We start from the raw sequence: 25,916 nt of genomic DNA, 5'->3' as shown, positions 1-25,916 counted from the left end.
CGGAAAAGGAAAGTGGGTGGCATCGTATAACGGTGCTTCGCTCTTATTTATTTTTCTTTTTGGCGCGGCGTTGGGCACGGTTGCCTGGATCGGCATCCCCGGAGGTTTCTGGATCTGGACGGTCGGACGGGCCGGTCGTCACCAGATTATCACCTACTGTGCCTCGGATCACGTCTTGACGCTCAAGGTTTTGGCTTACCTCAGACTTCATGACGTACATCGCCACTTCTTCTTCGATGTTGGCAATCATGGATTGGAACATCTCATAGCCCTCGAACTGGTATTCGCGGAGCGGATCGTTCTGCGCATAAGCACGCAGATGGATACCTTGACGAAGCTGTTCCATGGAATCGATGTGATCCATCCATTTGCTGTCGACCGCACGGAGTACGATAACTTTCTCGAACTCACGCATGTTGTGGCCGATTTCTTTTTCGCGCTGCTCGTATTGACGCATCGCTTCTGTTTCGAAGAGCTCCAGGATTTCTTCTGCTTCTTTTCCTTTGAGGTCTTTGAGAGTGATCCTCTCATCTCGCAGGAAGGCATTGTTGGCAGATTCCAGCAGGCTCTTGATGTCCCACTCTTCCGGTACCTCTTCTCTTGGACAATAAGCGGTGACGAGACGCTCGATCACGCTCTTGATCATCTTGACGACGATATCGCGCAGATCCTCTTTTTCAAGGATATCACGGCGCTGTTTATAGATAACCTCACGCTGTTGGTTCATGACGTCGTCGTACTGGAGAACCCCTTTACGAGCGTCAAAGTTGCTGCCCTCTACGCGTTTTTGTGCAGACTCAACCGCTTTGGATACGAGACGGCTCTCGATTGGCACATCTTCCTCCATACCGAGGCGGTCCATCATCGCCATGATGTTCTCTGCACCGAAACGGCGCATCAGCTCGTCTTCAAGCGACAGGAAGAAGGAGGAGGAACCAGGGTCACCCTGACGTCCGGCACGACCACGCAGCTGGTTGTCGATCCGGCGGCTCTCGTGGCGCTCCGTACCTAGGATGTGCAGACCGCCTACTTCTGGTACGCCTGAGCCCAGCTTGATGTCCGTACCACGACCCGCCATGTTGGTGGCGATGGTTACCGCACCATATTGGCCGGCGCGCGCGACGATATCAGCCTCGCGGGCATGCTGCTTCGCATTGAGTACGTTGTGCGGTACACCTTTTTGACGAAGCAGATGGGACAGACGCTCAGAGTTCTCGATGGAGATCGTACCCACGAGCACAGGTTGTCCTTTTTTATGACGGTCGACGATCTCATTGACGACCGCACGGTATTTCGCTGCTTCGGTCTTGTAGATGACGTCAGGCAGGTCAATACGGGCAATCGGACGGTTGGTCGGGATGGCCACAACGTCGAGACCGTAGATTTTTTTGAACTCTTCTTCTTCCGTCTTCGCCGTACCGGTCATACCGGACAGCTTCTTATACATACGGAAGTAGTTTTGCAGGGTGATGGTCGCAAGCGTCATGCTCTCGCTCTGTACCTTGAGACCTTCTTTTGCCTCAATCGCCTGGTGCAGACCATCGCCATAGCGGCGGCCCACCATCAGACGGCCGGTGAATTCGTCAACGATCACGACTTCGCCTTCCTGCACGACATAGTCTACGTCGCGCTTGAACAGCGCTTCCGCTTTGAGTGCAGAGGTGATGTGATGGTTGAGCGCCATATGCTCGACATCATAAAGGTTATTGATGTTGAATGCCTTTTCAATCTTGCCTATTCCGTCATCTGTCAGCGTGACGATCTTCAGCTTCTCGTCGATGGTGAAGTCGGTATCTCTTTCCAGACGTTTGACGAAATGAGCGCAGATGTAATACAGTTCCGTGGTCCGGTTCGCCGCACCCGAGATGATCAGCGGTGTACGCGCTTCGTCGATGAGGATGGAGTCCACCTCGTCGATGATGGCAAAATGAAGCGGACGCTGTACCATCTGCTCTTTGTACAGCACCATGTTGTCACGCAGGTAGTCAAAGCCGAACTCATTATTCGTTCCGTACGTAATGTCGCAGTAATAAGCTTCACGCTTCTGCTCGGCATTCATCCCACTGACGTTGATACCTACGGTGAGGCCCAAGAAATTATACAGCTCACCCATGATCCCGGAGTCACGCTCAGCCAAGTATTCGTTGACGGTGACGACGTGTACGCCTTTGCCTTCGAGTGCATTGAGGTATGTACCCAGCGTAGCTACGAGGGTTTTACCTTCCCCCGTCTTCATCTCCGCGATGCGGCCTTCCTGCAGCACCATACCACCGATCAGCTGCACGTCGAAGTGACGCATCCCAAGGACACGCTTAGAGGCTTCCCGACAGACAGCAAACGCTTCGTTCAGGATGCGGTCCAGCGTCTCGCCCTTTTGAAGGCGTTGTTTGAATTCAAAGGTTTTTTCTTTAAGCTGCTCATCGGTTAAAGCAGATATCTGCGGTTCCAACGCATTGATTTTCTCGACGCGCTTGAACATTTTCTTTACTTCACGTTCATTTGAGTCGCCAAAAATCTTCTTTACCAGTCCTAGCATTACAGGGGCACCCCTTCCATGGTTCCCTCTTTGGGAAGCCAGTCTATCTCCATACTATACTAACTATCTATTTTACAGAGTAACACAATTAAACACAAGTAAGGGGAGACGCCGATTGACGCTCCCCTGTAACGAATTTTCGACTTATGCCGGTTCAATCAGCCCGTATTTGCCGTCATTTCGACGATATACGACATTGACCGAATCGGTCTCACTGTTGTGAAAGACGAAAAAGTTATGACCCAGCATATCCATCTGTAAGACAGCTTCTTCTGAATCCATCGGTTTTAAGTCAAAGCGCTTGGTGCGCACGATTTCAATATCTACTTCATCTTCTTCAAAAAGCGCTACAGGTGAGGTCTCACGGAAGGCTAGCTTCGTCCCGGCCTCTACACGGATTTTTCGCCCCAGTTTGGTCTTGTGCTTGCGCATCTGCCGCTCCAGCTTCTCGGTGACGAGATCGATGGCGGCGTACATGTCCTCATGAGTTTCTTCGGCCCTGACAATCACACTCCCCATGGTCATGGATACCTCAATGGTACTGTCTCCGCGCAGCACGCGCATGGTCACATGTACATCAAGGGAATGGTCTTGGTCAAAATAGCGGTCGAGGCGTCCAATCTTCTTCTCCGCATAGTCTCTGAGAGCAGCGGTTACCTGAATGTTTTCTCCACGAATATGAAAGTTCATGAGTATGACCTCCTTCCGTCCTGTGATATATATATTCTCGAAAATTCAGAAAAATCCTTCTTGGAAATCACACTTTTTTTACAAAAATCGCATTGTTCTTCATATATATATGATCAAGCCAAGCTTTTTGCATGAAATTTTGACAAAAAACGACGAGAAATGTGCGAAAGATTTGGTATAATATTTAAAATGGAATTATGTAGGACGTTTAGTACAGAAGACACGGAGGAGTCAACCAATGCCCCAGATAACCACAGATTTTTCGGCGGTCGGTAAAATTTTAGAAGAGGACATTCATAATACACATGGGTTATTGCTTCTTACCAAAGGGACTGTCTTAACTCCATCAGATGTGAATCTACTCCTTGGGCATAAAGTCTCCTCCATTCGCGTAAGCACTCCCTCAGATTTTAAGCTTTTTGGACCTAAAGAGGAAAACGGGGAATCCATCACCTTTCAAATCTACGATGTGCTCGGCCAGTACGAGGAAACAGCAGAAAAATACGTGCAGGCCATGGAGCAGACCCGCGAATTGTTCAGCAAAGTGACAGAGGTCTATATCCCCCCGCTCCAACAGTTCACCAATGCATTTTTCCCCATGCTCGATCAGGTGATCAAGCAGACAGGGATTTTTCACCCGATCTATTTAGTGGAAGGTTCTGAGAATTATACCTACCGTCACTCCATCAACGTCGGCATCCTGTGCGCCCTGATTGCCAAGTTGATGAACCGGACCCGTGAAGAGGTAATCCTCATGGGGCAGGCCGGCTTGTTGCATGATATCGGTAAAATGCTGATCCCGCAACACATCCTGATGAAGCCGACCAATCTCACCTCGGACGAATACGATACGATGAAAAAGCACACCATCTACGGACACGATCTTCTGCAAAAGATGGAAGGAAGCAATGAGCTGATCTCCCTCTGCGCTCTCTTACACCACGAGCGCCGTGATGGCTCCGGATATCCACATGGCCGACGGGGGTCAAATATCCCGCTCGAATGCCAAATCGTCGCTGTTGCTGATGTATTTGATGCGATCTGCTCTGACCGCGTCTACAAGCCGCGTACTTCTCCGTTTGAGGCGGCGCAGCTGTTGTGGAAAGCGACCTGCGAGGGGCAGTTTAATGCTGAGATTGTGACCCGTTTTATTAATTACATAGCTTTGCTGTATGTCGGTTGCCGTGCCGTCCTCAATACCGGCGATGAGGTAGAGGTTGTCCTCATCCACACCGATGAGCCGATGCGTCCGTTGGTGCGTAAAGGGTTGGAGTATATGGATCTGCGGTTTAACCGGCGAGTGATGATTGAGAAGATGATTGGATAGGATTGGTTAATGGATTGTAATGAAGAACTGAGGGGTTCCTTGGTTCTTTTTTTATTGGCTTGATTGGTTTTGGTGGGGGAGAGGGGGAGCCCTTCAAGCTGCTTGCCTTCTTGAAAATCCGCAAGGATGTAGGAGCTGTCCGCTGCGGCAAAAGAAATGGCTTGTCCGGGGAAAAATGTTCTATGAAGCTTATTCAAGCGATGGGGTTTCCCCTGGGAGGATTCAGAGATGCTGGTACGCCATTTCTTTTCCCTTCGCTGGGGCGGCTTTTCAAAGAGGCTCGCATCTTGAACGGCTCCCCCCTCTCCTGCCAGCTGTCGTGATCAACCGGATTAAAAAAGAATTGGTGTATCGAACATCTTTCTTCATACACATCCATCCTGATCAAAACAATCCCCCCTATGCATACCTGATCCTTCTCCTAATCACCTGCCTGAGCCCCTTTTTTCTTCGTCTGCTTCCAGCAACTCTTGAACCTGCGACTCGCTCTTTTCCCATTATTTCTTCTAACATTTCTTCCTTCTCCCCCACTTTATCATCACCCCCCCTTGAAAATTCCCCATCAACCTCTCCTTCGAGATGTCCCACTAAACTCTCCCCTGACTCCACCCACGTCCATTCCATCATCCCCCGCTTTCAAGAGTCTTTTCGTTTTCTCCCGCCCGCGCAGAGAGAGGGTCAGGGGTGTGGGGGACTGGCCTTTTTGACAGCTTACCCAGCAGGGAAGGGAACGGATGGGGAGATGCTTTTGGGGCAAATAGTCTCACTTCCTGGTACTACCCAGATGTTTTTGCCCCACTCCCCATCTGTTCTCTTCCCTGCGGACAGTCACAGCTTCTAGCGAAGCTGGCAAATCGGCCTTGTCCCCCACACCCCTGACCCTCTCTCCCCCCACCGCAGCCCCGGAAAAAAGGAAAAACCCTTGAAAGCTATCGCCCCCAAGGGTTTTCATTTGCTATTTATCTTTTGGTAACGTTAGCAGCTTGTGGACCGCGTTCGCCATCAACGATGTCGAACTCAACTTCTTGTCCTTCATCAAGGGATTTGAAGCCCTCGGTTTGGATGGCACTGAAGTGTACAAATACATCGTCTCCGCCTTCACGTTCGATGAAGCCAAAACCTTTTTCAGCGTTGAACCATTTAACTCTACCTTGCATGTAATCAAACATTCCTTTCTGTTTAAAAACTAATGAGAAGCTCGTTCTCATGAAAAGAATATACACTTTGAATACAGCAAAGTCAAATTAAGGGAGTTCACCTTGAACTGAAACGTTTTTCCAGTCCACGAACAACCACTCGCGATAGGAACAAAGTCATGATGAGATAAATCGCAGCAGAGGTCATGTATGGAGGGTAGCGTTCGAAAGTGTTTTTGGCGACACTTAAGGCCGCGTAGCCCAGTTCGGGTGTGGCGATGACCGCAAGCAGGGAAGAATCTTTGAGCAGAGAGATGAATTCGTTGCCCAAGGCGGGAAGCATACGGGTGAACGCCTGGGGGATCATCACCAAGCGCATGGCTTGCCCTTTGGTCATCCCGAGTGAACGGGCTGCTTCCATCTGACCAGGGTCAATCGACTGAATCCCCGCCCGGAAGATCTCCGCGATATAGGCGGCTGCATTCAGGGACAGCGCGACAAAACCGGAGAATAAGGCGCTCGGTGGTGCTTGCTCCGGCATAAATACATCCCAGATCGAAGGAATCACTGCAAAATGAATCAACAAGATCTGGACAAACATCGGTGTACCGCGAAACACCTCTACATAAACCGCTGCAGGTATCCTCAAGAACGGGTTGCCCGACATCTTGCCAAGACTGAAAAACAGACCCAGAATCGTACCGCATCCGATCCCTACCGCCGTTAAGGCGATCGTATAAAAGATCCCCCGGATAAACAGTTCCCGATACTCATAAATAACGCTCCAATCCATTACCGAAGTCCCCTTTCTCCCCTGATCGTTGGACAGGCTGTCAGGAAAAGGGACGGGCGCCCGAAAGGTTCCCGCCCTGCCGACTGTACCCTTTTATTGCTTGAAGTACTTGTCATGGATTTCTTGCAGTTTGCCGTTTTCCTTGATGATTTTCAGCCCTTGATTCAGTTTGGTGAGGAATTCGGTATTGCCTTTCTGGACCATGATGCCGTAGTGTTCCGGGGCGAAGGAGTTGTCTTTGATCAGCTTGTATTGCTTGCCCTCGATCTTGCCGGCGAAGTAGCTCAGCACCCCATTGTCAGCCACGACCGCTTCGACGCGTCCATTGAAGAAATCATCCACAGCAGACGGGGTATCCTCGTAGCCCTTGATGCCTTCATACGTATCGCCGAAGGCTTTTTTCACCACAGTCTCACCAGTAGTGGCCGATTGGACGCCGATCTTCTTGCCCTGCAGGTCAGTGAGCGCACCCACTGGGGAATCCGCACCGACGAGGATCAACTGATTCGCTTCAAAATAGGGTTCGGTGAAGTCATATTTCTGCTTCCGTTCATCTGTGATCGTGATCGAAGAAATGCCTGCGTCAACCGTCCCCTTTTCCACCCCGTCGAAAAGCGGGTCCCAGCCTGTGTTGCGGACTTCGAACTTGAACCCGGCCGCATCCGCAATCGCCTGCATCACATCAATATCAAAGCCCGTAATTTTGTCTGCCTCCATTTTCTCAAACGGGGGGTAGGCCGCATCTGTACCGATCACATAGACCTTGTCCCCAGACGAAGTGGGCTTGTCGCCTCCTACCGAACATCCAGCCAGCAAAAGTCCGATGCTCAGGGCGAAAGTGAGAGTTTTCCACCAGTTTTTTTTCATTTTGCAAATCCCCCTTTTATCGTATTCCACAAGATATCCACAAGAAATGTAGGTGTTTTAGGCAATTTCCACACAGTTATTCACATTATCCACAACAGCTTGTGCACAATCTGGATAACTTAAGGATTTCTGTGGATTTCTTTGCGCCAACATTCTCTGTGTTATCAATATATGCACGATGTACAAGATTCAGGAGACTTGTTTTCCCGCGAAAAATAAAAAAGACAAGGAGCATCACTCCCTGTCTTTATCCACAAGTTATTCAGGATTCGCCATGATCAACACTTCGACACGGCGGTTCAGCGCCCGGTTATCCGGGGTAACATTGGTGACCAGTGGCTTGTTCTCACCATTACCTGCGATGCTAAAACGGGTCGCCGGTATGTGGTGCGCATCCACCATCTCCCGCATCACAGCGATGGCACGCCCCGCAGAAAGCTCCCAGTTGGACGGGTATTTGCTGCTTTTGATCGGTGTGTCATCCGTGAAGCCTTCGATCCGCACCTGGTATGGAAAACGGGTCAGCACTTCCGCGACAGAAGCGACGGCACGCTTGCCATCCTCACCAAGCTCCGCAGAACCACTGGTGAACAGCACCTTCTCCGGAAAACGGATCAAGAGACCTTCTGTAGACTCCTCGAATTCGATGTTCAACTCCTGGAGTGCCGTAGCCAGTTGGGCCTTCACCATCTCCATATCCTCGTCAGTCTTGTCATCAGAGCCTTTCAGCGCCTTCACATCGCCTACCAGCGCATCCCGTCTTGCTTCGAGCAGAGCGATTTCGCGTTGGAGCTCCAGCTTTTCGATGGAGAGGATCTCCTTGCTCTCGATCGCTTCCTTGAGTGTGGCCTGCTGCTTCGCCTCCGCGACCTTGACTTCGTCGAGCTTCACCTGGATCTGACTGGAAGAAGTAGCCGCGATGATGACCACGATGACGAACAACAGCGTAATCAAATCGCTGTAACTGAGCAGCCAGCTTTTCTCCAGCTCCTTCTCATCGTACAGGCGATCATCCTGCATAGTCGGCCTGCCTTTCAATCGTTCCTCTGGTTGTGCCTGGAGTCTTGATAAGCATCAGCTTCTGGTCACCCGGCAGGAACGAATTCAGTTTTTCAAACAGCACACGCGGGTTTTCTGCCTTTTGCAGTCCCACACAGCCCTCGATGAAAATCTTCTTCTCAAACATCTCCTGATCGTGAATATCCATCAAACGATAGTAACACGGAAGCGCAAATACGTTGGCCAGCAGTGCACCATACAGGGTCGCGACGACCGCAGCACTTAAGCTGTGGCCGGTGTTGGTAAAGTCAGAGAGCGTCTTGAGCACACCCGTCATCCCGAGCAGCGTACCAACTAACCCTAAGCCTGGTGCAAGTAAGCTGATCAGTCGAAACATTCCGCCAGCCTGCTGGTAGCGGTACTGTTCCCCTTTAAGCTCGTTTTCGAGGATCATACGAAGCTCCTCTTCCGGCACACCCTCAATCGCCAACAGACTGCCTCGGCGAACGAAGGACTCCGGTTCCTTGGCTAATTCCTTCTCCAGCGGAATAAAGCCTTTTTCTTTTAGAATAAGCGCGTAATCATAAAAACGCTTGATCGTCTCCTCCACATTACTTTGGCGGCCATGGATCAACAGACGAACCAGCGGACGAATCTGAATATGCTTGCGCTTGATCGCAAATGAAATCACGACTGCAAGAGCAACCAATTCCACCGCGGTCGCGTTAAACAGAGACGAAATACTGCCATTGAGATAAATCGCGTGTAATAGGATAAAAGCCGCCACCACGATAAGGATGATGGATCGACGGTTAGTCGGTAGCATGGTTTCACCTGCCTGTCTGAGAGTCACTATCCATTATAACAGAGGATCTATGTAGAATTGGGACGGAAAATACAGGGGTACGCTTACGACACAGCCAACATTTTCCGATATGAATAAAGAAAGCACGATTATGTCTGATTCAATGAAAGGGTGATTCACGATGGATATCAGCAGCCTCATGAGCGCAAATCTGGCTTCCTTGCGTCAAACAGTCTCATTGAGCATTCTTTCCATGTCTCAATCGACTCAAGCCGCACAAGCAGCAGTCATGCTGGACGATTTCTCCAAAGCCCAAGCAACAATGGCTCCCCATCCAAATCTGGGTCGTAGCCTTGACATCAGCGTATAAGACATCATAAAAAGAGGTCGGGATTCCGACCTCTTTTTGCGTGGAGTCTCGCTCCTTTGAGGATGAGACCCTTATTTTTTCTTGTCGAAGAAAGCCCCATAGGCATTATATCCTGATTGCCCGGCATATTGATTGTTGGCAGTCTTGGCTCTGCGAAGCTTGCCGATTTGCATCTCTACCATTTTCTTACGGGCCATCACTTTCGGTGCGATCTCTTGGTCCAGCTGATAGATTCTGGCAATGTATCGCTGCTTGAGATCCTCGCTCAGTGTGGCTCCCTGCTGAATCATGGTGTCGATTTGGTTCATCATGGACTGGCGCTGTTGCAAAAGCGTCACCCAGAGCTCCGCATACGCTTCAGGTTCAACCTGATTATCCTCTTCAGGCTCCACCTGTTCCTTGTCTACCAGCTCTTTGAGAGCCAGGGTATGCGTCCATAACTGCTCCAATACTTCCTCTAACGGAGTGGCTGTCATCGTATCGCCTCTATTCTAGCCCTGTTTCTTAGCTAATGCCATTGCTTCCTTCCATGTATCGCGGAATTGTACGAAGAATTCTTCCACTTCATCAAGAATTGCGATATCCTTTCGCGAGTTAGCCTCGATCGTACGATGCAAGAGATAATCATAGAGTACGAGAAACTGCTCGGAGATTGGATATTGTCGGTCAAGAGAAGCAACCAATTCGTTGATAATATCTTGAATCCGAATGATGGACTCATGAGCCTTCGGGATATCTTTGCTCTCAATGGCCTGCTTCGCCTGCTTGGCAAAGCGAATGGCTCCATTGTACAACATCAAGGTTAATTCTCCAGGGGCAGCTGTTGTGACTTGGTTTTTTTGATACGCCTGAGCAGCATTATGCATGTGCTACATACACTCCTTTAATGAATGCTATTGCCCGCTACCCAACTGTTGACTGAGCCAGCTGCTTTGCTGATTCATTTGGCTAAGGGCTTTTTCCATAGCGGTGAATTGTCTCCAGTAGTTATCTTCAATACGGGTCAAGCGGTCTTCCCATTTGTAAATCCCTTGGTTGATGGTTCTCAGTTCCTGGCTAAGTGTGCTGTTATCACTGAGGGAACCAGAGATACCTGCTTTGTCCTTGATTTCATCCATGGAAGCACTCAGTTGGTTATAGATCCGTACTGCCAAACCGCTCTTTTCAAAATCAACTTTGGTCTTGCCACTGGCATCGGTGTAGTTGACCTGCTTCGTAAAAAGCTCTTCTACCTTGTCAGGGTTGTCGCGGATCGCATCCTTCAGCTTTTGTTCATCGATGTAGATTTTACCGCTCTCCATCGAGTTCAATCTAGCTGTCAGCGGGTCCGCTTTTTTCGGGCCGATTCCGATTTCACTGAGCGTGTCGAAGGCCGCGCTGCTCGCACCATTCATCGGTTGATAGAATCCGCGGCGCATTTCAGATACAGCATTGGAGAGGATACTGTCGCGGCGGAGCAGACCAGTCTTGGCTTTTGCTTCCCATTGCTCGATCTGTTTCTCTGTCATCTCTTCTTTTTGATCTTCGAGCAGCGGTTGGAAATCACGTTGCGGTTTTTCGCTCAGTTTGGTATTAAGCTTATCAATCACTTCATTATACTTATCGACAAAACTCTTAATCCCGTTATAGATTCCATCGATATCTTTTTCGACGGAAATTGTTACCGATCCGGTGAAGCCTTGTTCCTTCAGGTTCAGCTTCATACCATCCAGCTCAAGGGTATTGCTGGTAAGTGTATAAGATACACCGTTTACCTTCACACTGCCGGTTGTACCGTCAATCCCTGCGTAGCCATTGCCGCCAAAGCTGTTGGTCGTGTTGGAGATCGTTCCATTGGCAATGTTGAGCGGGTTCGCTCCGCTTACATTGGAGATGGTTACCGCACTGGCAGACCCTGTTGTTTTGGAGCTGAATACGATCGATTTATCAGTGGCAGAGTAAGTCGCCGTCACACCAGTCGTACTGGTTTGTGCATTGATTTTGGAGATAACGTCCTGAATGTTGTTGGAGGTAGTGACATTGATGGTAGCCGTCCCGCTCGCACCTGTCACGTCAAAGCTGAAATCTGACGCGAGGCCAGCATCAGAGAGCTTGGTCGTGCCGGTTGCTACTGAGTTGCTGAACTTCACAGATGCACCCGTAGCAGGTGTCGCAAAGTTTACGTCAGAGACGGTGTACGTAGACGCACTCGCCGAACCGGTAAGAGTCACCCCTACCTTGCTCTCGTCACTTGTTGTTGCTTTTTGTTTATTGAAGCCGGTGCTGAAACGCAGGTCGAATACGGAATTGCGAAGTTCAAGCATCATCGAGCTTACATCGCGGTATGCGTCACGTTTCCACTCGACTGTCTGTTTCTTTTGATTCAGCTTGTTTAGCGGGTAACGCTCGGCCTGCATTAATTGTTTAATCATGTTTTCGGTGTCCATACCAGAGGCCAGACCACCAAAGCGAATTGAACCTACCATACAAAATCCCTCCTACAATTTTTTATCGACCAAAAGGCCAATCATTTCGTACATTTTGGCGATGGTATCCATCATTTTTCTTGAAGGGATCTCACGGACCACTTCATCATGTTCATTGACGATCTGAACGTAGTATTCATTCAACTTTTCGTGGTAAGTGAACTTTAGATGTGAATTATTAACAGTCAGCCACTTGTTGAGAATCGGTAGATGGGCTTCCAGTTCAGACCGCATCAGCGCTTTATCCGCAATCGCCGCCTTGGCTTCCTCTGCACCAGTCTCTACTTGACCTGTTCCCCCCACTGAAGGCTGTGGAGTTGGGGCCTGATCAGGGAAGGAGGCAGGGGTTATTCCATTTGAATTAATACGAATATCCATGGGAACCTCCCGATACACAGTCTTTATATATGGTATCGGCTAGATGAACAAGAAAGTTAATAACTGTTTGAATGCAAGTGCGAATTTTTGGTAAGAAAAATGGAAAAATCCCCTTTGCGACTTTCAGGATCGGTCTTACTCCAACCTGTTCTGCTCAAAGGGGACATCACTTATTTGGTACTGGTAAAACTAAAGGTTTTTTACATGAATGGACAATGGATAAAGCTTTTTCATCTCGGCCTTGATGCTCTCTGCACCCTGTTTATTGCCGTTCTTGCTATATACATCATACAAGCGCTGATAGCTTGGGTATTCCTTATTCACGTTGACCAGTTGCTGATAGAGATAGGTCGCATCATCCAGATGTCCTTTTGCTGCACAAATATCCCCCAAAAGCTGTACGAGCGGGACATGGTTCGGATGGGTCTCAAGGTTGGGCAGCAAAATCTCAATCGCTGTGTCGGTATAGCCGTATTCATGAAGGATACGGGCCAACGCACATTGGGTATCAAGAGAACCCTTCATGACAAAAGCACTCAGGTACTCAAACTGGTCGAATTCTTCGAGGACGATCAGATGCAGGCAGAGCTCCAGCAGGATTTTTTCCAGCTCTGGTGAGAGACCCTTGTCGTTGCCCTCTTCGCGAAGGATGATCTTTTTGAGCTGCTTCCATTCTCTTTGACTGAAGTTCAGCGCACCCCTGCAACGCTCCAACAGGGACATATCCTGAAGCAGCAAAGATAACAGGATGGCATCTGACACGTTTTCATCCGAGATCTCTTCGACATTGTTCCATTCCAGACGGGCCGCTCCATAATGCTTGCTGTACTGTTGGGCAACCACTCGGAAATCTACGGACAAGCTGCCTGCATCACCCTGAATATAGCGGTAAAAGAGTGGATGGCGTGCTTCATACAGGGCATAGAGCAGTGTCTTCATATCATCCAGGGAGGTGAATGGGTATACCTTGGACAGATGCTCGTATGTTTCGTCCAGAGGGATGTGAGCCTTCTGCATCATGTTCAGATAAAGAACAACCGCTGGGCGGTGATGCTTATTGATGCTGATCGATTCGAATGCTGCTTCGAATGCCTCTGCATACCGCAGCTGTCTGGCGTAGACAACCCCCAAGCGATAGTACGCCAAGAAGCTGCCTGTCCCCTCCACGTTGAAGACATCCTTGGTTTCACCTATGGAGATACACTTCTTATACATCAGCTCGGCATCGTTTGAGAAGCCCTTAGCTTCATAGACCCGTCCCAAGCTGTAATAAAAATCAGTATAGTTCGTGTAGATATTAGACGCATCCGACAGAACAGAAATCGCATCATCATATTTATTCAGAGCTGTTAAGCAATTGGCTATGTTCACAATCAGATATTTGACATAGCTTTTGGTCTTACTAAGCTGATAAGAGCGCTTAAAGGCATCCAGGGCCTTCTCAAACTCTCCTACGGAATAGTAAGAAAAGCCAAGGTTCATCAGGTTGTAACCTGTCGGATTGGCTTCCGCCTCTTTTACGATGATGTCATAGTTACGGTTTTTCTTATCCTTCTCCAGCACTACGTCGCTCATATAACCAACGTGATGAATGAGGAACGCCGCGTCTCCCCCGGTTAATCCCAGAGACTCATCGTAGGTATTGACATTCTCATGGAGTTGACCCCGATAGCGCACGTCCTCACGATTTTTGAACAGCCGCGTATTATAGTGGTAGACAACCGAATCATTTGATTGATAGTTTTTGATCCGTACACGGTAATAATCTTTTCCTGATTCCAAATCCTTTTGGAGGTCGGTCTCTTTATCCAAGTATTCATCAGCATCAAGCACCAGAATATATTCACTTGTCGCCTGCTCTAATCCGTGGTTTCGGGCCGCAGCAAAATCTTGAATCCATTCGAAATGATAGACTTTTGCACCAAACTGCTCCGCAATCGAAACAGTGGCATCCGTAGAACCAGTATCTACGATGATGATTTCATCTACCTTTCCCTTTACACTTTCGAGACAGGTAGGAAGATACTTTTCTTCGTTTTTGACGATCATACAAAGTGATACCGTTTTTTTGCTCATCAGTAAGCCCTCACTTTTTATACTTTTCTCTCTTTGTTGTATCGACCAAAACCCCCGATTCCTTTATAAAATGTTGCTGGAAATACAAAAAAGGAACCTCGTAATGAGGTTCCTTTTATCGTTACTAAAATTAACGGAGAAGTTGGAGAACACCTTGTGGTTGTTGGTTAGCTTGAGCCAACATAGCTTGGGAAGCTTGAGTAAGGATGTTGTTCTTAGTGAACGCCATCATTTCTTTCGCCATGTCTGTGTCACGGATACGGGACTCAGCAGCTGTAAGGTTCTCAGTAGTAGTACCGAGGTTGTTTACAGTGTGCTCAAGACGGTTTTGGAGAGCACCGAGGTGTGCACGGGATTTAGAAACGTTGTCGATTTCAGTAGTAGTAGCATCCAGGTCAGCAGGAGCGATTGCGCTGATGTCAGTACCCATGGTGATGAGGATTGTATCAGCAGCAGCTTCGTTGATTTGGATGGTTACAGACAGAGTGCTGTCAAGGAGAGTGATACCGTTGAATTTGGTTTTGGAACCGATGTTAGCGATCTCATCAGTGAGAGCTTGGATCTCAGCAGTGATGTTAGCTTGGTCGGTAGCGTTGTAGGTACCGTTGTTGAATTGAGTGTAAAGTTCTTTAATACGAACGAGCATGTCGGATACTTCGTTCAGTGCACCCTCAGCAGTTTGGATGAGGGAGATACCGTCTTGAGCGTTGCGTTGTGCTTGCTCCATAGAACGGATTTGACCACGCATTTTTTCAGAGATGGAGAGACCTGCAGCATCGTCAGCAGCACGGTTGATGCGGAGACCGGAAGAGAGTTTCTCCATGGATTTGCCAGCGTTAACGGTGTTCATGCCCATTTGACGGTGGGTGTTGATTGCGGAAATATTGTGGTTAATACGCATGTGTAGTTCCTCCTTGAGTAGTAAACCTCCACGTCCTTGTGGATGGTTATTAGATTTCGGGAGCCTTCCCAATCGGCCGCTTGAGTTGTTCTCCCTTACATTATTATTATCGGTGGAGTATTTAGAGTTGTTTAGTGTTTTTTTGATTTTTTCTCAAAAAACTTTTGAAGGAAAAAAGAGAAGAACCGGAACATGATGTCCGGTTCTTCGATCGGGTAAAACCTATTACTTCTTAGCTTGAACAGTGGTAGTGCCGTACACTTCTTGACCATTAACAGTCTTCGCACGGAACTCAAGAACCACTTCACCGTTTGGCCAGTTGAAATCTTCACGCTCGAATTTGTATTGACCCAGTTTTGGTTGGGTACCTTTGTCGAGGCGAGGTTTCACGCCATTGAGGGTTACTGTGCTAGGATCAATGTCAGCTGCGTTGAAGCCACTGCCAGGGGTTACACGGACAGTGAACACACCCTTGTTGCCATTGATCACTTTAGGAGTTACTTCGATGGTAGCTGGTACGAGTACTTTGAAGGTTTTCTCCAGAGTAGTGGTCCAGCCAGCGTTGTCAGTTACAGTTACAACAACCTTGTACTCACCGGTTTGGTTGAGTGGGAACGTGTCGCCCTTCTTCACAACTACACCGTTGATTGTTACGGTTTCAGTTGCGATACCGGATACGGCATCGGTCGCTGTATAGTCGATTGGAAGTTTGGTTCCGTAGTTATAGGTGGAATTGAGGTTCCATTCTACAACCGGTTTGGTTTTGTCTACTTTTACTTCAACGGTTTTTGCTTCTTCTTTGTTACCTGCAACGTCTACGCTATAGAAGGTTACTTTGTTGATGCCTTCTTCGGTGACGGTGAGGGTTGTGCCTTCCACGAATTGGCCGCCGTTAATGGAGTAGTAGGTTTTCGCTACGCCACTTTGTGCGTCAGTCGCGGTGAGGTTTACGGTTACATCAGTTTGAGACCATTTGTCAGTTGCATCGGAAGTAGTTGCTGGAGCCGTTTTGTCTACTTTCACTTCAACGGTTTGAGCCTCTTCTACGTTGCCTGCTTTGTCTGTGCTGTAGAAGGTTACTTTGTTGATGCCTTCTTCAGATACAACAACAGTTGTGCCTTCCACTGGAGTTCCGCCATTGATGGAGTAGAAGGTTTTGTCTACGCCGCTCAGGTTGTCAGATGCTTCCAGAGTCAGGGTTACATCTTCACGGGACCAGTCAGTTGGAGCTGTTGTTTTGGTAACTGGTGCAGTGCGGTCTACTTTTACTTCTGCTTTTTTGACTTCTTCTTGGTTGCCTGCAACGTCAACGCTGTAGTAAGCGATGATGTGAATGCCGTCATTTTCAACAGTGAAGGTCGTACCTTCCACGAACTCAGCACCGTCTACGGAGTAGTAGGTTTTCGCTACGCCGCTGGTTGCATCGGTTGCGGTCAGGTTGATGACTGCTTCTTTGTTGATCCATTGAGCGGTAGCATCAGACGTAGTGGAAGGAGCGGTTTTGTCGATCTTCACTTCGCCTGTTACTGCTTCTTCTACGTTGCCTGCGTTGTCTACACTGTAGAAGGTTACTTTGTGTACGCCTTCTTCTGTGAGAGTGAAGCTGGTGCCTTCTTGCGGTTCGGAATCGTTGATGGTGTAGTAGGTTTTCGCTACACCGCTCAGGTCATCGGTTGCAGTCAGTTCTACGGTTACATCAGTGGTGTTCCAGCCTTCTGGCATGTTGCCTTTTGTTACTGGAGCCGCTTTGTCTACTTTTACTTCAAGTTTCTGTACTTCTTCTTTGTTGCCTGCATTGTCCACGCTGTAGTAGGCGATGATGTAGATGCCGCCTTCATTAACATTCGCTTCTGTACCTTGTTGGTATTCAGAACCGTTGATGGAGTAGTAGGTTGCTGCTACACCACTGAGGTTGTCTGTTGCCGTGAAGGTGATTTTACCGTCTTGGTTGATCCAAGATTGTGGTGCATCTGCAGTGGTTACAGGTGCAACCTTGTCGATTTTCACTTCGCCTGTTACTGCTTCTTCTGTGTTGCCTGCGTTGTCTACGCTGTAGAAGGTTACTTTGTAGATGCCTTCTTCTGTGAAGGTGAAGGTAGTGCCTTCTTTTGGTTCAGAACCATTGATGGTGTAGTAGGTTTTCGCTACACCGCTGGTTGCGTCAGAAGCTTCGAGTGTTACGGTTACATCTTGGTTGCTCCAGCCTTTTGGCAGGTTGCCAGTGGTGACTGGTGCGGTTTTGTCTACTTTTACATCGATTGATTTCCCTGCTTCTACGTTGCCCGCTTTGTCTACGGAGTAGTAGGAAATGATGTGTCTTCCCTCTTCTTTGACAGAAACGGTTGTACCGGATACGTATTCGCCACCATCAATAGAGTAGAAGGTGTCAGCTACGCCGGAGAGTTCATCAACCGCTGTGAAAGTGATCGTACCATCTTGATTAACCCAGCCTTGTGGAGCTTCAACCAAAGTGGTTGGGAAGGTTTTATCGATTTTTACGGTGATGGTTTGTTCGGTTTCTGTGTTGCCGGATTTGTCAACACTGTAGAAGGATACTTGGTGTACGCCCTCTTCAGAAATGGTGAGTGCGGTGCCTTCTTGTTTTTGACCGCCGTCGACGGAGTAGTAGGTCGCTGCAACGCCGTATTCGTCAGTTGCTGTGAACGTTACTTTCACATCTTGGTTGGTCCAGTCTTTTACATAATCAGCAACGGTTACTGGTGCTGTGGAATCGAGGGTCACTTCGAGAGTAACTGGAGCTTCCACGTTGCCAGCTTTGTCAACAGAGTAGAACTTGACGGTTGCTGTACCAGCACCTGTTGGAACCACTTTTGTGCCTTCGACATATTCGCTTCCGTTAATGGAATAGAATGTTTTGTCAGGGCCGCTCAAGGTGTCTTCCGCGGTGAGGTTGATTACACCGTTTTCGCCGATTTTGCCGGTAGTTACCGGTGCCGTACGGTCGATTTTGACGGTTTTGACTACAGCTGCCTCGACGTTACCTGCGTTGTCTACAGAGTAGTAGGTTACTTTGGTTTGGCCTTCTTGGGTTACTGTGAAGGTTGTACCTTGTCTTTCGGTTGCACCTGCGATGGTATAGAGTGTCTTGGCCACTCCGGACAAATCGTCAGTAGCAGTCAATGTAACGTTTACATCTTCTTTGGTCCAGTCAGATCCGATGTTGGAAGTGGTGACTGGTGCTGTTACGTCAATTACTTTCACAGTCGCTGTGGCAGAACCGTAACGAACAGCTTGTTTGCCGGTAGAGTTAACCGCATATACTTGGAACTCGTATGTGCCTGGTACCAGGTTCGGAACCGTGAAAGCAGTGCCGGTCACGCCGCTCTTCACAAGCGTTGGTTGACCATTTACCACTTGGTATACATTGTAAGAAGCAGCACCTGTTACTGCAGACCAGGTCAGATCTACGTTGTAGCCGGACACTTTCGCAGTCACAGTTGGTGCAGCCAGACCCACATCAACGGTTACCGTATTAGAGTCAGGTGATTCCCCGAAGCGGTCACTTACCGCAACGGCTACATAGTTGTGCGTGCCTTCGGTAAGAGCTGTCAGGTTCATAGAAGTACTGGTCGTTGTTCTTACCAACACTTTGTTTCCGTTGATGACTTCATAGACGTTGTAAGATGTTGCGTAGTTAATAGCAACCCATGACAGTCTTACAGACGAAGCATCAGTTACAGTCAATTTGAGTACCGGAGCCGCGATGTCTGGGAAGACAACTGGAACAGTAAGAGCGGAGCGTTTTGCAGATTCGCCGAAACGGTCGCTGACAGAGGATACTTCATACTCATAAGTGCCTTCTGCCATAGCCGCGAATCTCTTACTGGTGGTACCAGCTTCAGCTGTACCTGCGAGTGTTTTTTGACCGTCTTTTACCAGATAGATGTTGTAGGATGTTGCATACAGAGCCGGATCCCAACGAACTGTTACATCATTACCATTGGCAATGGTGTATTTGAAGTTGACCGGTGGCTCCATGATCGGGTATACCATCGTGCCGGAGACAGTAGATGCTGTAGGTGATTCACCGAAACGGTCGCTGACAGCAGTCACTTCATACTTGTATGGACCTTCCGGCAGATTAATGAGACGTTTGGAAACAGCTGGAGCAATCACATTGGTCACGAGCTTACGGCTTCCGCTTGTTACATCATAGATGTTGTAAGAAGTTACGTATTGGGACTCGGTCCACTTGATTGTCAGGTCGTTCCCGTTCGTTACCGAGGTGGTAAGGTTTGTCGGAGGCTGCATGATCGGGAAGACAACCTCAACGGTCAGTGGTTCGGACAGCAAGGATTCACCAAAACGGTCACTTTGCGCTGCGATTGCATACACATGTTTACCTTCTGCAACGTTAGTCAACGTATTAGTCGCACTCGGTGCGGTAACTGTTTTCACCAATGTATACTCTTCATTGACCAACTCATAGATCTTATAGGTGGTGGTGTATGTTACTTCTGCCCAGCTAAACTTCACATCGTTCCCTTTTACAATGGTGTAGCTGAAGTCAGCTGGTGGTTGGATGTCTGGATAAGAGAGTTCAACCGTCAATGGTGCAGATAAAGCAGATTCACCAAAGCTCGGGTGAACGGAGGTTACGACTAAATTGTACGTACCTTGAGGAAGTTTACGTGCAGTATAAGTAGTAACACCGAAAACTTCTCCGAGGAGTTTATTTTCTCCGTTAACAACAGAATAAATCTTGTAGGATTGCGCGAATGCTACTGCGTCCCAGCTCATTGCAATGTCAGCACCGTTTTTGATTTGATACTGGAGATTGGTTGGTGCTTGCATTTCTGGATAATCGAGTTCGACTGTTACAGGCTCACTTTGTACTGATTCACCAAAAGTGGAGTGAACAGTGGTAACGACGAGGACATGTGTTCCTTGTGGGAGTTTACGTGCGGTATAGGCAGTAGACGACGTATTCCCAAGCAATTTGGATTCATCGTTTGTGATTTCATATACATTGTAAGTTTGTGCATTGACAGCCGCATCCCACTTCAGGGCGATGTCACTGCCATTTACAATCGTATATGTCACATTGGCTGGTGCTGCCAAGTCTGGATAATCCACAGTAACAGTTACCTGTTCGGAATGATCAGACTCCCCGTATAACGTATTGACAGATGTGAGGGAGTACGTGTGTGTACCCTCTTTCACACGTGATAATGTACGAGCAGCTGACGTATCAGCAGTGGTAATCAGCTTTGGCTGACCATCAATCCATTCATAGACATTGTAGCTGTTTGCATATTGAGATGCTTCCCATTTCAGGGCCACATCGCTGCCTCTGAGGATTGTGTAGCTGATCCCCGTTGGAGCTTTCATCTCTGGATACACAATTTCTACCGTCACAGAACTGGATAACTCTGACTCAACCCCCGCCTTATAAGAAGCAACTGCATAAGTGTAGCTGCCTTCTTTTAGGTTTCGGATGTTCATTGAAGTTGCCGCAACTTGGCTTACCAACTTCTTCTCAGTGCCAGTCAACTGATACACGTTGTATACACTGATACCGGTAATAGCATCCCAAGACAGCGTAATGTCATCGGGACTCGTGTTCTTACTGGCGAGGTTGGTTGGTACAGGCAGCGTATCCGCAAACACGTTACCCATCGGCATTAACATTTGTAAAATTAAGACAAATGTAAGCAAGAATGACAACCTACTCTTAACCATCGCGTTTCCTCCTTTTTCCACCGTGAAAAGGCAAATAAAAAACCAGTAAGATGCTGGGCATGACCCGACCTCTTTCTGGTCTACATGATACCTTGTCAGGAAGGCCTATTCTTCCAACAAGGCCCATGTTGCAATCCCTGCTTGTGACTACCGCAGTTTGCCTTTTTCACCAGTGTATGTTATTTGTTTATAGCTTTATAGTATGTTGACGATATTAATATGTCAACGGACTATTTTCCTGTGTATATGAATTTCAATAGAACTTTTTTCTCATTTGTAAATTCATGACTTTGGTGGTTCTTGCTGCATAAATCTCCGGATATGTGCCCAATCCAATTTACTTTGAGAAGCTAGCCTGTTCTCTTCCTGGATCGCCGAATAGACCTCTTTCCGGTGCACATCTACTTCACGCGGAGCTGAGATGCCGATCCGAACCGTCTCTCCTTCAACAGAGATCACCTTAATCTCAATGTGATCGCCAATCATGATGGATTCGTTCTTCTTGCGTGATAAGACCAGCATAGGTTCACCTACTCACTTGTGGCTTTCGTTGGGATTTGGAATAAAGGTTGGCGTATGTCGAATTTCTCATCATGTAAAATGACTTGCTTGGCCATCCGGTTATCCATGTTGATGATGATTGGTGCTTTGAGATTTACGGTAATTTGGTTGTCAGCTCGCAAGGTAGCCATGTTTACCACGCCAATGTTACTATCTTCCTTCATACGAAGAGCTGATTTCGCCTGTTCCGGCAGATCAAACTCATATTCTCGGAAAAAGGAAAACGGATTAATCACCCAAAATGATACCGTTTGCTCTTCTATTGATTGCAGAACAAAAAAGGGACTATCCGGCTCCTCCTGCAACAATTGAAAAAATTGTAGGTTTGAAAAGCCAGGTACTCCCTCCTCAAAATAGAGTTTTTCCAGTTCGATAGATTTGAATGAGGTCATCAGGACATCCCCTTCTGTCTATTACAGCGATTTATCAACATGAAGACCAACAACCTCAATCGTGAGACTGTTCCATCGATTGACATAAGCCTCGACTTTTCCCGGTGTGTAGTTGTGAACAGGTTTATGTATGACCGGGTCCATCTTCTTGCCTCTTGGCTCAACCGTGATTTCCGGCTGCTTGGCTTCGTAGTGCAGCTCGATACCATCCCCGCCGTTATGGTGGGCCATGATCTCGGTCTGCTCATAGATGCCGCTTTCTTCAAAAGCAATATCAGCAATCGGCTTCCCCTTGTTTTCAATCTTCGACAGACGGTCACCCTCGGAACTGATCTGGGCGATTGCCTCCATTGCTTTTTGGTATCCGTACTCGGCATTATCCCGAGTACGGAGTAGAATCCCACGAAGATCAAGGTTGTTTTGGCCTTCGGTTGTATCAATAGTTAATTCACCCTTGGGCTGACGGATCTCAAGAATAGCTGCTTCTTGTGTCAGATTCAGCTCAGCCTGTGGTTGTTCGATCTCTTGAACTGGTTTGTTGATCTGCAAACCTAATTGAGCAAAGACGGATTGCATACGTAGTTGAGGGATTTGCATAGAAACTTCATCCTCTTTCACTCAAAAATTTAGCGCAAGAAATCGAGCAGGGATGGCTGAATGATCCGTGCACCAACGCCTAGGGCGGAACGGTGTACGTTTTCTTGGGTCTTGAGCTCAGTAATAACCTCAGCCATATCTGCGTCCTCGTTATCAGACATCAGCTTGTTGAGGCTGACCTCTTCAGTGGAGAGACGTTCAGAAATCAATTCCAGACGGTTCACACGCGCACCGAGTGTCGCACGTACGGCAAGCATGTTGTCAGTTTGGCTGACTACCCGGTCCAAAACGGATGTAGCTGATGCACCTGTATTCAAGATCGTCACGGCATCACCGAGCACTTTAAAAATATTGTCGGTAGCTGGCTCGTTAAAGACTTGAACACCCTGCACGTTGATCGGCAAGAAAATGCCTTTGCTCAGCTCGACGTTGATGTCGTCAGCACTCTGGTTAGTGAATGTCTGAGTGACCGGATCAAATGGCTGTGTCTTGGTCTCCGTACCTGCGAAGATGTAACGGCCCCCGATGGTTTTATTAGCGACGCTCCCCATCTGCTCTCTGATCTGAGAAAGTTCACCAGCGATAGCTTGGCGGGCTGCATCATCCAAAACGCCTCCGGATTGTACCAAGAGCTCCTTCGCCCGATGCATCAGGTTAACGGCTTCATCCAGTGCTTGGTCTGTCGTATCCATCCAGGCTTGAGCTTCGTTCATATTGCGTTGGAATTGCTCATTTTCCGCCAAAGCAGTACGATAATACATCCCTCTGGACGCAATAACAGGGTCATCAGACGGACGGGAGATGACGCGCCCCGACGATGCCTGCTCCTGTAATTTATCCATCGCTCCCATGGAGTTAGACAGATTGCGCATCATGTTTTTATTCAACATGGTCTGGGTAACACGTATTGACATGATCAATGCTCCCTTCTATATATACCCACTAATTTAGAGACCTACACGTCCCATACCATTAATAATTTTATCTAAGATCTCATCCATGCTGGTCATCACGCGAGCCGATGCATTATAGGCATGCTGGTACTTCACCATTTCCGCCATCTCTTCATCGATGGAGACACCGGATACGGACATCCGCTGTGTATCGACTTGACCCACCAGGATATCGGAGTTTTTCTCCATACGCATAGATTCTTGGCTGTCTACCCCGAGCTGGGCAATCGTATAACGATAGAAGTCGTCAAGCGTGGTGGTTTCCCCCAAGCCATTTGAGCCTGTGCTTGCGATGATGGTCTTGAACTTCAGAGATGCGATAGCCTGTGCGTTGGAGCCGTCACCCTCATTGGTTGTTCCGCCGGTTCCGCGCGTACCTGCTGCGATCGCATTGAGACTTTTCATAATCTCTGGATTCACTTCGAATGATGCTGCACCTGTCGGATTGCCGTTAGCTGTTCCTTTTTGGACGAAGAACGGAATATTGGCAGGTCCTGGGGTGTTATTGATTTGGAAGAGGTTAACCCCTTGTCTGTGGAGGTTGTTGATCTCGGTAGTCATATTGAGAGCAAGAGCGTCAAGTTTGCGCAGCATATCTGGAATGACGCCAACCATCTGACCGTCCACACTGTAGCCCCGGGATTCAAAGGTTCCAGCCAGACTTCCTGTTTTCGGTGTGAAGACCGCTCCACCCAAGGAGATCTCGACCAGTCCTGTTGTTTCATTGGTGCCGACCGTCATCGGAACAGAGGTACGGCCAGTTACAAGGTTTTGCCCTTCGATTGTGACGTTCACCATTCCGCTTTCGGCAGTGGTTACTTTCACTTCTGTCATTTTGGACAATTTATCGATGAGGACATCGCGTTGGTCGTAGAGGTCATTCGGTTGATAGCCATGTGGAACCACGTCGGCAATCTGCTTATTGATATTGGCAATCTGTGTCGCGATCGAGTTGATATCAATCGCTTTGACGCGCACGACATTATCGAGGTCAGTCTGGAGCTCTTTCATGGAGGTGGTAAGTGCGCCAAACGTCTCGGCAATCGCAACAGCACGTTGACGGACAACAGCACGGGCAGACAAGCTCTCAGGTTCTTTTACGAGGTCTTGCCAAGATTTCCACATATCATCCATGACCTTTTGCAAGCCGGTATCTGACGGTTCATTAAAAATGGTCTCAATTTTCTCAAGACCATCACGACGGGCTTCCCAATAGCCGAAGTGTTTGTTCTCGGTACGGAATTGCACATCGAGATAATCTTCGCGAATCCGTTGCAAATCCGTAACTTCTACACCTGTACCCATTTGGCCGGGAGCACGGTCAACGTTCATTCCCGGAGCCGGTATCCCCTTGGTTGCCTGCATGTTGGCACGTTGACGGGTGTACCCTTCTGTATTTGCATTGGAAATGTTATGCCCTGTTGTATTTAGGGCTGATTGCTGTGCGAACAACCCGCGTTTGGAAACCTCTAACAGATGGAATGTCGAGCGCATGCGGACACCTCTCTAATATTTTTTGTTGATCATGGAACGGTTCGTATAGGTTCCAGCCCCATACCCAGTCGGCTTTCTGTAAATGAAATCGTCCTCTGGTGTATCTGTCAAAAAATCCAGACTATAGTTGATAAAAGAAAGGGATTGCGCCAATAACTGCTGATTTAATTCATTGGCATCGCGCAGTTGGGACACAATCCTCATAAGTTCATCGCGATAATGAGTGAGGCGCTGCTTCTCCTCAGCCCCTGTCCAGCTCTTGATGAAATCTTGCAGAGTGGCATTTTGGACGGGAAGACCCCGCTCTGCGAACAGCTGATCGATCAGTTCAATACGCTTGGCTTCCGCCGCACTGATCGCCTTGATGAATTTTTGTTCCTTCTGGGAGATCGCGGTCAACGCCGTGACATCCCCCTTGATCAGGATTTCTTTTTTCTGAGTGGCAAAGGTATAGAGTGCTTGATGAAGCTTCAGCAGATTCTCTAACACCTCATACAGTTCATCTAATCGGCTCATCTGATTTCACCGCCATTAAGGCTTTTTCCAAAAGTTAATCAGTTTTTCAGCGATCTTTTGGCTTGGAACCTGGTAGGTACCTTTCTCGACCTGTTGCTTCAGCTCTTGAATTTTGGCTTTGCGCGCGGAGGTCAGTTCAAGATCTTCTCCCAGCTTGAGCAGTTCAAGCGCTTCAGTGGAGATCTGCACCTCGTCTTTACCCATTTTGCCTTTGACTTGGCCAGCACCTTTGGCTTGTGGGGTTTTATTGTAAGCATTGATCATGCCCGTACGATTGGTCTCATTGATACGCATATGGAATCACCTCGATAGAAAGCTAAATAAAAAACCGATGAATACGTCTTACTTGTATCATCG

General features: G+C 48.1%; 24 protein-coding genes. 2 read left to right on the top strand and 22 right to left on the bottom strand.

Annotated elements, in window-relative coordinates:
- Positions 1–43: 43 nt before the first annotated feature.
- Together secA and hpf are read right to left on the bottom strand one after the other, a co-directional pair.
- Complete coding sequence (gene secA, locus FGI41_RS15085) at positions 44–2,536, bottom strand: preprotein translocase subunit SecA (RefSeq protein ID WP_139491179.1); 2,493 nt, start codon at positions 2,534–2,536, stop codon at positions 44–46.
- Positions 2,537–2,680: 144 nt separating this feature from the next.
- Positions 2,681–3,226 (bottom strand): ribosome hibernation-promoting factor, HPF/YfiA family, encoded by a 546-nt coding sequence (hpf, locus tag FGI41_RS15080; RefSeq protein ID WP_139491178.1) that lies wholly within the window; start codon positions 3,224–3,226, stop codon positions 2,681–2,683.
- 238 nt (positions 3,227–3,464) lie between these two features.
- Between hpf and FGI41_RS15075 the strand changes: the two genes are divergently transcribed.
- Positions 3,465–4,553, top strand: coding sequence for an HD-GYP domain-containing protein (locus FGI41_RS15075; RefSeq protein WP_139491177.1), 1,089 nt, complete (start codon positions 3,465–3,467; stop codon positions 4,551–4,553).
- 399 nt (positions 4,554–4,952) lie between these two features.
- Here FGI41_RS15075 and FGI41_RS15070 read toward each other — a convergent pair whose 3' ends face one another.
- The 6 genes from FGI41_RS15070 to FGI41_RS15045 all read right to left on the bottom strand — a co-directional run bounded on the left by FGI41_RS15070 (position 4,953) and on the right by FGI41_RS15045 (position 9,174).
- The gene (locus FGI41_RS15070; RefSeq protein WP_139491176.1) at positions 4,953–5,180 is read right to left on the bottom strand and encodes a hypothetical protein; all 228 of its coding nucleotides are present in this window, start codon (positions 5,178–5,180) and stop codon (positions 4,953–4,955) included.
- Between the two features lie 332 nt (positions 5,181–5,512).
- Positions 5,513–5,710, bottom strand: coding sequence for a cold shock domain-containing protein (locus tag FGI41_RS15065; RefSeq protein ID WP_139491175.1), 198 nt, complete (start codon positions 5,708–5,710; stop codon positions 5,513–5,515).
- Positions 5,711–5,807: 97 nt separating this feature from the next.
- The gene (locus FGI41_RS15060) at positions 5,808–6,482 is read right to left on the bottom strand and encodes an amino acid ABC transporter permease (RefSeq protein ID WP_139491174.1); all 675 of its coding nucleotides are present in this window, start codon (positions 6,480–6,482) and stop codon (positions 5,808–5,810) included.
- A gap of 93 nt (positions 6,483–6,575) precedes the next feature.
- Positions 6,576–7,349, bottom strand: a complete 774-nt coding sequence (locus FGI41_RS15055) for a basic amino acid ABC transporter substrate-binding protein (protein WP_139491173.1) — start codon at positions 7,347–7,349, stop codon at positions 6,576–6,578.
- Positions 7,350–7,607: 258 nt separating this feature from the next.
- Positions 7,608–8,369 (bottom strand): OmpA/MotB family protein, encoded by a 762-nt coding sequence (locus tag FGI41_RS15050; protein WP_139491172.1) that lies wholly within the window; start codon positions 8,367–8,369, stop codon positions 7,608–7,610.
- Complete coding sequence (locus FGI41_RS15045; protein WP_139491171.1) at positions 8,359–9,174, bottom strand: motility protein A; 816 nt, start codon at positions 9,172–9,174, stop codon at positions 8,359–8,361. The genes FGI41_RS15050 and FGI41_RS15045 overlap by 11 nt, the downstream gene beginning before the upstream one ends.
- 160 nt (positions 9,175–9,334) lie before the next feature.
- On the opposite strand from FGI41_RS15045, the gene FGI41_RS15040 reads away from it, so the two are divergent.
- The gene (locus FGI41_RS15040; protein WP_139491170.1) at positions 9,335–9,523 is read left to right on the top strand and encodes a putative motility protein; all 189 of its coding nucleotides are present in this window, start codon (positions 9,335–9,337) and stop codon (positions 9,521–9,523) included.
- A 71-nt stretch (positions 9,524–9,594) separates the two neighbouring features.
- Here FGI41_RS15040 and fliT read toward each other — a convergent pair whose 3' ends face one another.
- The 14 genes from fliT to flgM form a co-directional block, all read right to left on the bottom strand.
- Positions 9,595–9,999, bottom strand: coding sequence for a flagellar protein FliT (gene fliT, locus FGI41_RS15035; RefSeq protein ID WP_139491169.1), 405 nt, complete (start codon positions 9,997–9,999; stop codon positions 9,595–9,597).
- 15 nt (positions 10,000–10,014) lie between these two features.
- The gene (fliS, locus tag FGI41_RS15030) at positions 10,015–10,389 is read right to left on the bottom strand and encodes a flagellar export chaperone FliS (RefSeq protein ID WP_139491168.1); all 375 of its coding nucleotides are present in this window, start codon (positions 10,387–10,389) and stop codon (positions 10,015–10,017) included.
- Between the two features lie 27 nt (positions 10,390–10,416).
- Positions 10,417–11,988, bottom strand: coding sequence for a flagellar filament capping protein FliD (gene fliD, locus FGI41_RS15025; RefSeq protein ID WP_139491167.1), 1,572 nt, complete (start codon positions 11,986–11,988; stop codon positions 10,417–10,419).
- A gap of 12 nt (positions 11,989–12,000) precedes the next feature.
- Positions 12,001–12,366, bottom strand: a complete 366-nt coding sequence (locus FGI41_RS15020; protein WP_139491166.1) for a flagellar protein FlaG — start codon at positions 12,364–12,366, stop codon at positions 12,001–12,003.
- A 189-nt stretch (positions 12,367–12,555) separates the two neighbouring features.
- On the bottom strand, positions 12,556–14,442 hold the full coding sequence (locus tag FGI41_RS15015) for a glycosyltransferase family 2 protein (protein WP_139491165.1): 1,887 nt from the start codon (positions 14,440–14,442) through the stop codon (positions 12,556–12,558).
- Positions 14,443–14,572: 130 nt separating this feature from the next.
- Complete coding sequence (locus FGI41_RS15010; protein WP_139491164.1) at positions 14,573–15,343, bottom strand: flagellin N-terminal helical domain-containing protein; 771 nt, start codon at positions 15,341–15,343, stop codon at positions 14,573–14,575.
- Positions 15,344–15,568: 225 nt separating this feature from the next.
- Positions 15,569–21,046, bottom strand: coding sequence for an OmpL47-type beta-barrel domain-containing protein (locus FGI41_RS15005; protein WP_139491163.1), 5,478 nt, complete (start codon positions 21,044–21,046; stop codon positions 15,569–15,571).
- A gap of 282 nt (positions 21,047–21,328) precedes the next feature.
- Complete coding sequence (csrA, locus tag FGI41_RS15000) at positions 21,329–21,568, bottom strand: carbon storage regulator CsrA (protein WP_139491162.1); 240 nt, start codon at positions 21,566–21,568, stop codon at positions 21,329–21,331.
- A gap of 8 nt (positions 21,569–21,576) precedes the next feature.
- Positions 21,577–21,999: a flagellar assembly protein FliW gene (gene fliW / locus FGI41_RS14995; protein ID WP_139491161.1), complete on the bottom strand. Its 423-nt coding sequence runs from the start codon at positions 21,997–21,999 to the stop codon at positions 21,577–21,579.
- Between the two features lie 21 nt (positions 22,000–22,020).
- Positions 22,021–22,596, bottom strand: coding sequence for a DUF6470 family protein (locus FGI41_RS14990; RefSeq protein WP_139491160.1), 576 nt, complete (start codon positions 22,594–22,596; stop codon positions 22,021–22,023).
- Between the two features lie 29 nt (positions 22,597–22,625).
- The gene (flgL, locus tag FGI41_RS14985) at positions 22,626–23,510 is read right to left on the bottom strand and encodes a flagellar hook-associated protein FlgL (RefSeq protein WP_139491159.1); all 885 of its coding nucleotides are present in this window, start codon (positions 23,508–23,510) and stop codon (positions 22,626–22,628) included.
- A 33-nt stretch (positions 23,511–23,543) separates the two neighbouring features.
- Positions 23,544–25,043, bottom strand: coding sequence for a flagellar hook-associated protein FlgK (gene flgK / locus FGI41_RS14980; RefSeq protein WP_139491158.1), 1,500 nt, complete (start codon positions 25,041–25,043; stop codon positions 23,544–23,546).
- Positions 25,044–25,055: 12 nt separating this feature from the next.
- Positions 25,056–25,559 carry a flagellar protein FlgN gene (locus tag FGI41_RS14975; protein WP_139491157.1) on the bottom strand — a complete coding sequence of 168 codons (504 nt, stop codon included), beginning with the start codon at positions 25,557–25,559 and terminating at the stop codon, positions 25,056–25,058.
- A gap of 15 nt (positions 25,560–25,574) precedes the next feature.
- Positions 25,575–25,853, bottom strand: a complete 279-nt coding sequence (gene flgM / locus FGI41_RS14970; protein ID WP_139491156.1) for a flagellar biosynthesis anti-sigma factor FlgM — start codon at positions 25,851–25,853, stop codon at positions 25,575–25,577.
- Positions 25,854–25,916 lie beyond the last annotated feature (63 nt).

The organism is Brevibacillus dissolubilis (genome assembly GCF_006170445.1).
Classification (GTDB): domain Bacteria; phylum Bacillota; class Bacilli; order Brevibacillales; family Brevibacillaceae; genus Brevibacillus_B; species Brevibacillus_B dissolubilis.
Note: the sequence above shows the minus strand (reverse complement) of the source record. Positions and strands in the feature narration are given on the sequence as shown.

What these genes read in the sequence shown, in the direction of transcription:
- secA (WP_139491179.1), bottom strand. Translation starts at nt 2,536, where the DNA reads ATGCTAGGACTGGTAAAGAAGATTTTTGGCGACTCAAATGAACGTGAA.
- hpf (WP_139491178.1), bottom strand. Translation starts at nt 3,226, where the DNA reads ATGAACTTTCATATTCGTGGAGAAAACATTCAGGTAACCGCTGCTCTC.
- FGI41_RS15075 (WP_139491177.1), top strand. Translation starts at nt 3,465, where the DNA reads ATGCCCCAGATAACCACAGATTTTTCGGCGGTCGGTAAAATTTTAGAA.
- FGI41_RS15070 (WP_139491176.1), bottom strand. Translation starts at nt 5,180, where the DNA reads ATGATGGAATGGACGTGGGTGGAGTCAGGGGAGAGTTTAGTGGGACAT.
- FGI41_RS15065 (WP_139491175.1), bottom strand. Translation starts at nt 5,710, where the DNA reads ATGCAAGGTAGAGTTAAATGGTTCAACGCTGAAAAAGGTTTTGGCTTC.
- FGI41_RS15060 (WP_139491174.1), bottom strand. Translation starts at nt 6,482, where the DNA reads ATGGATTGGAGCGTTATTTATGAGTATCGGGAACTGTTTATCCGGGGG.
- FGI41_RS15055 (WP_139491173.1), bottom strand. Translation starts at nt 7,349, where the DNA reads ATGAAAAAAAACTGGTGGAAAACTCTCACTTTCGCCCTGAGCATCGGA.
- FGI41_RS15050 (WP_139491172.1), bottom strand. Translation starts at nt 8,369, where the DNA reads ATGCAGGATGATCGCCTGTACGATGAGAAGGAGCTGGAGAAAAGCTGG.
- FGI41_RS15045 (WP_139491171.1), bottom strand. Translation starts at nt 9,174, where the DNA reads ATGCTACCGACTAACCGTCGATCCATCATCCTTATCGTGGTGGCGGCT.
- FGI41_RS15040 (WP_139491170.1), top strand. Translation starts at nt 9,335, where the DNA reads ATGGATATCAGCAGCCTCATGAGCGCAAATCTGGCTTCCTTGCGTCAA.
- fliT (WP_139491169.1), bottom strand. Translation starts at nt 9,999, where the DNA reads ATGACAGCCACTCCGTTAGAGGAAGTATTGGAGCAGTTATGGACGCAT.
- fliS (WP_139491168.1), bottom strand. Translation starts at nt 10,389, where the DNA reads ATGCATAATGCTGCTCAGGCGTATCAAAAAAACCAAGTCACAACAGCT.
- fliD (WP_139491167.1), bottom strand. Translation starts at nt 11,988, where the DNA reads ATGGTAGGTTCAATTCGCTTTGGTGGTCTGGCCTCTGGTATGGACACC.
- FGI41_RS15020 (WP_139491166.1), bottom strand. Translation starts at nt 12,366, where the DNA reads ATGGATATTCGTATTAATTCAAATGGAATAACCCCTGCCTCCTTCCCT.
- FGI41_RS15015 (WP_139491165.1), bottom strand. Translation starts at nt 14,442, where the DNA reads ATGAGCAAAAAAACGGTATCACTTTGTATGATCGTCAAAAACGAAGAA.
- FGI41_RS15010 (WP_139491164.1), bottom strand. Translation starts at nt 15,343, where the DNA reads ATGCGTATTAACCACAATATTTCCGCAATCAACACCCACCGTCAAATG.
- FGI41_RS15005 (WP_139491163.1), bottom strand. Translation starts at nt 21,046, where the DNA reads ATGGTTAAGAGTAGGTTGTCATTCTTGCTTACATTTGTCTTAATTTTA.
- csrA (WP_139491162.1), bottom strand. Translation starts at nt 21,568, where the DNA reads ATGCTGGTCTTATCACGCAAGAAGAACGAATCCATCATGATTGGCGAT.
- fliW (WP_139491161.1), bottom strand. Translation starts at nt 21,999, where the DNA reads ATGACCTCATTCAAATCTATCGAACTGGAAAAACTCTATTTTGAGGAG.
- FGI41_RS14990 (WP_139491160.1), bottom strand. Translation starts at nt 22,596, where the DNA reads ATGCAAATCCCTCAACTACGTATGCAATCCGTCTTTGCTCAATTAGGT.
- flgL (WP_139491159.1), bottom strand. Translation starts at nt 23,510, where the DNA reads ATGTCAATACGTGTTACCCAGACCATGTTGAATAAAAACATGATGCGC.
- flgK (WP_139491158.1), bottom strand. Translation starts at nt 25,043, where the DNA reads ATGCGCTCGACATTCCATCTGTTAGAGGTTTCCAAACGCGGGTTGTTC.
- FGI41_RS14975 (WP_139491157.1), bottom strand. Translation starts at nt 25,559, where the DNA reads ATGAGCCGATTAGATGAACTGTATGAGGTGTTAGAGAATCTGCTGAAG.
- flgM (WP_139491156.1), bottom strand. Translation starts at nt 25,853, where the DNA reads ATGCGTATCAATGAGACCAATCGTACGGGCATGATCAATGCTTACAAT.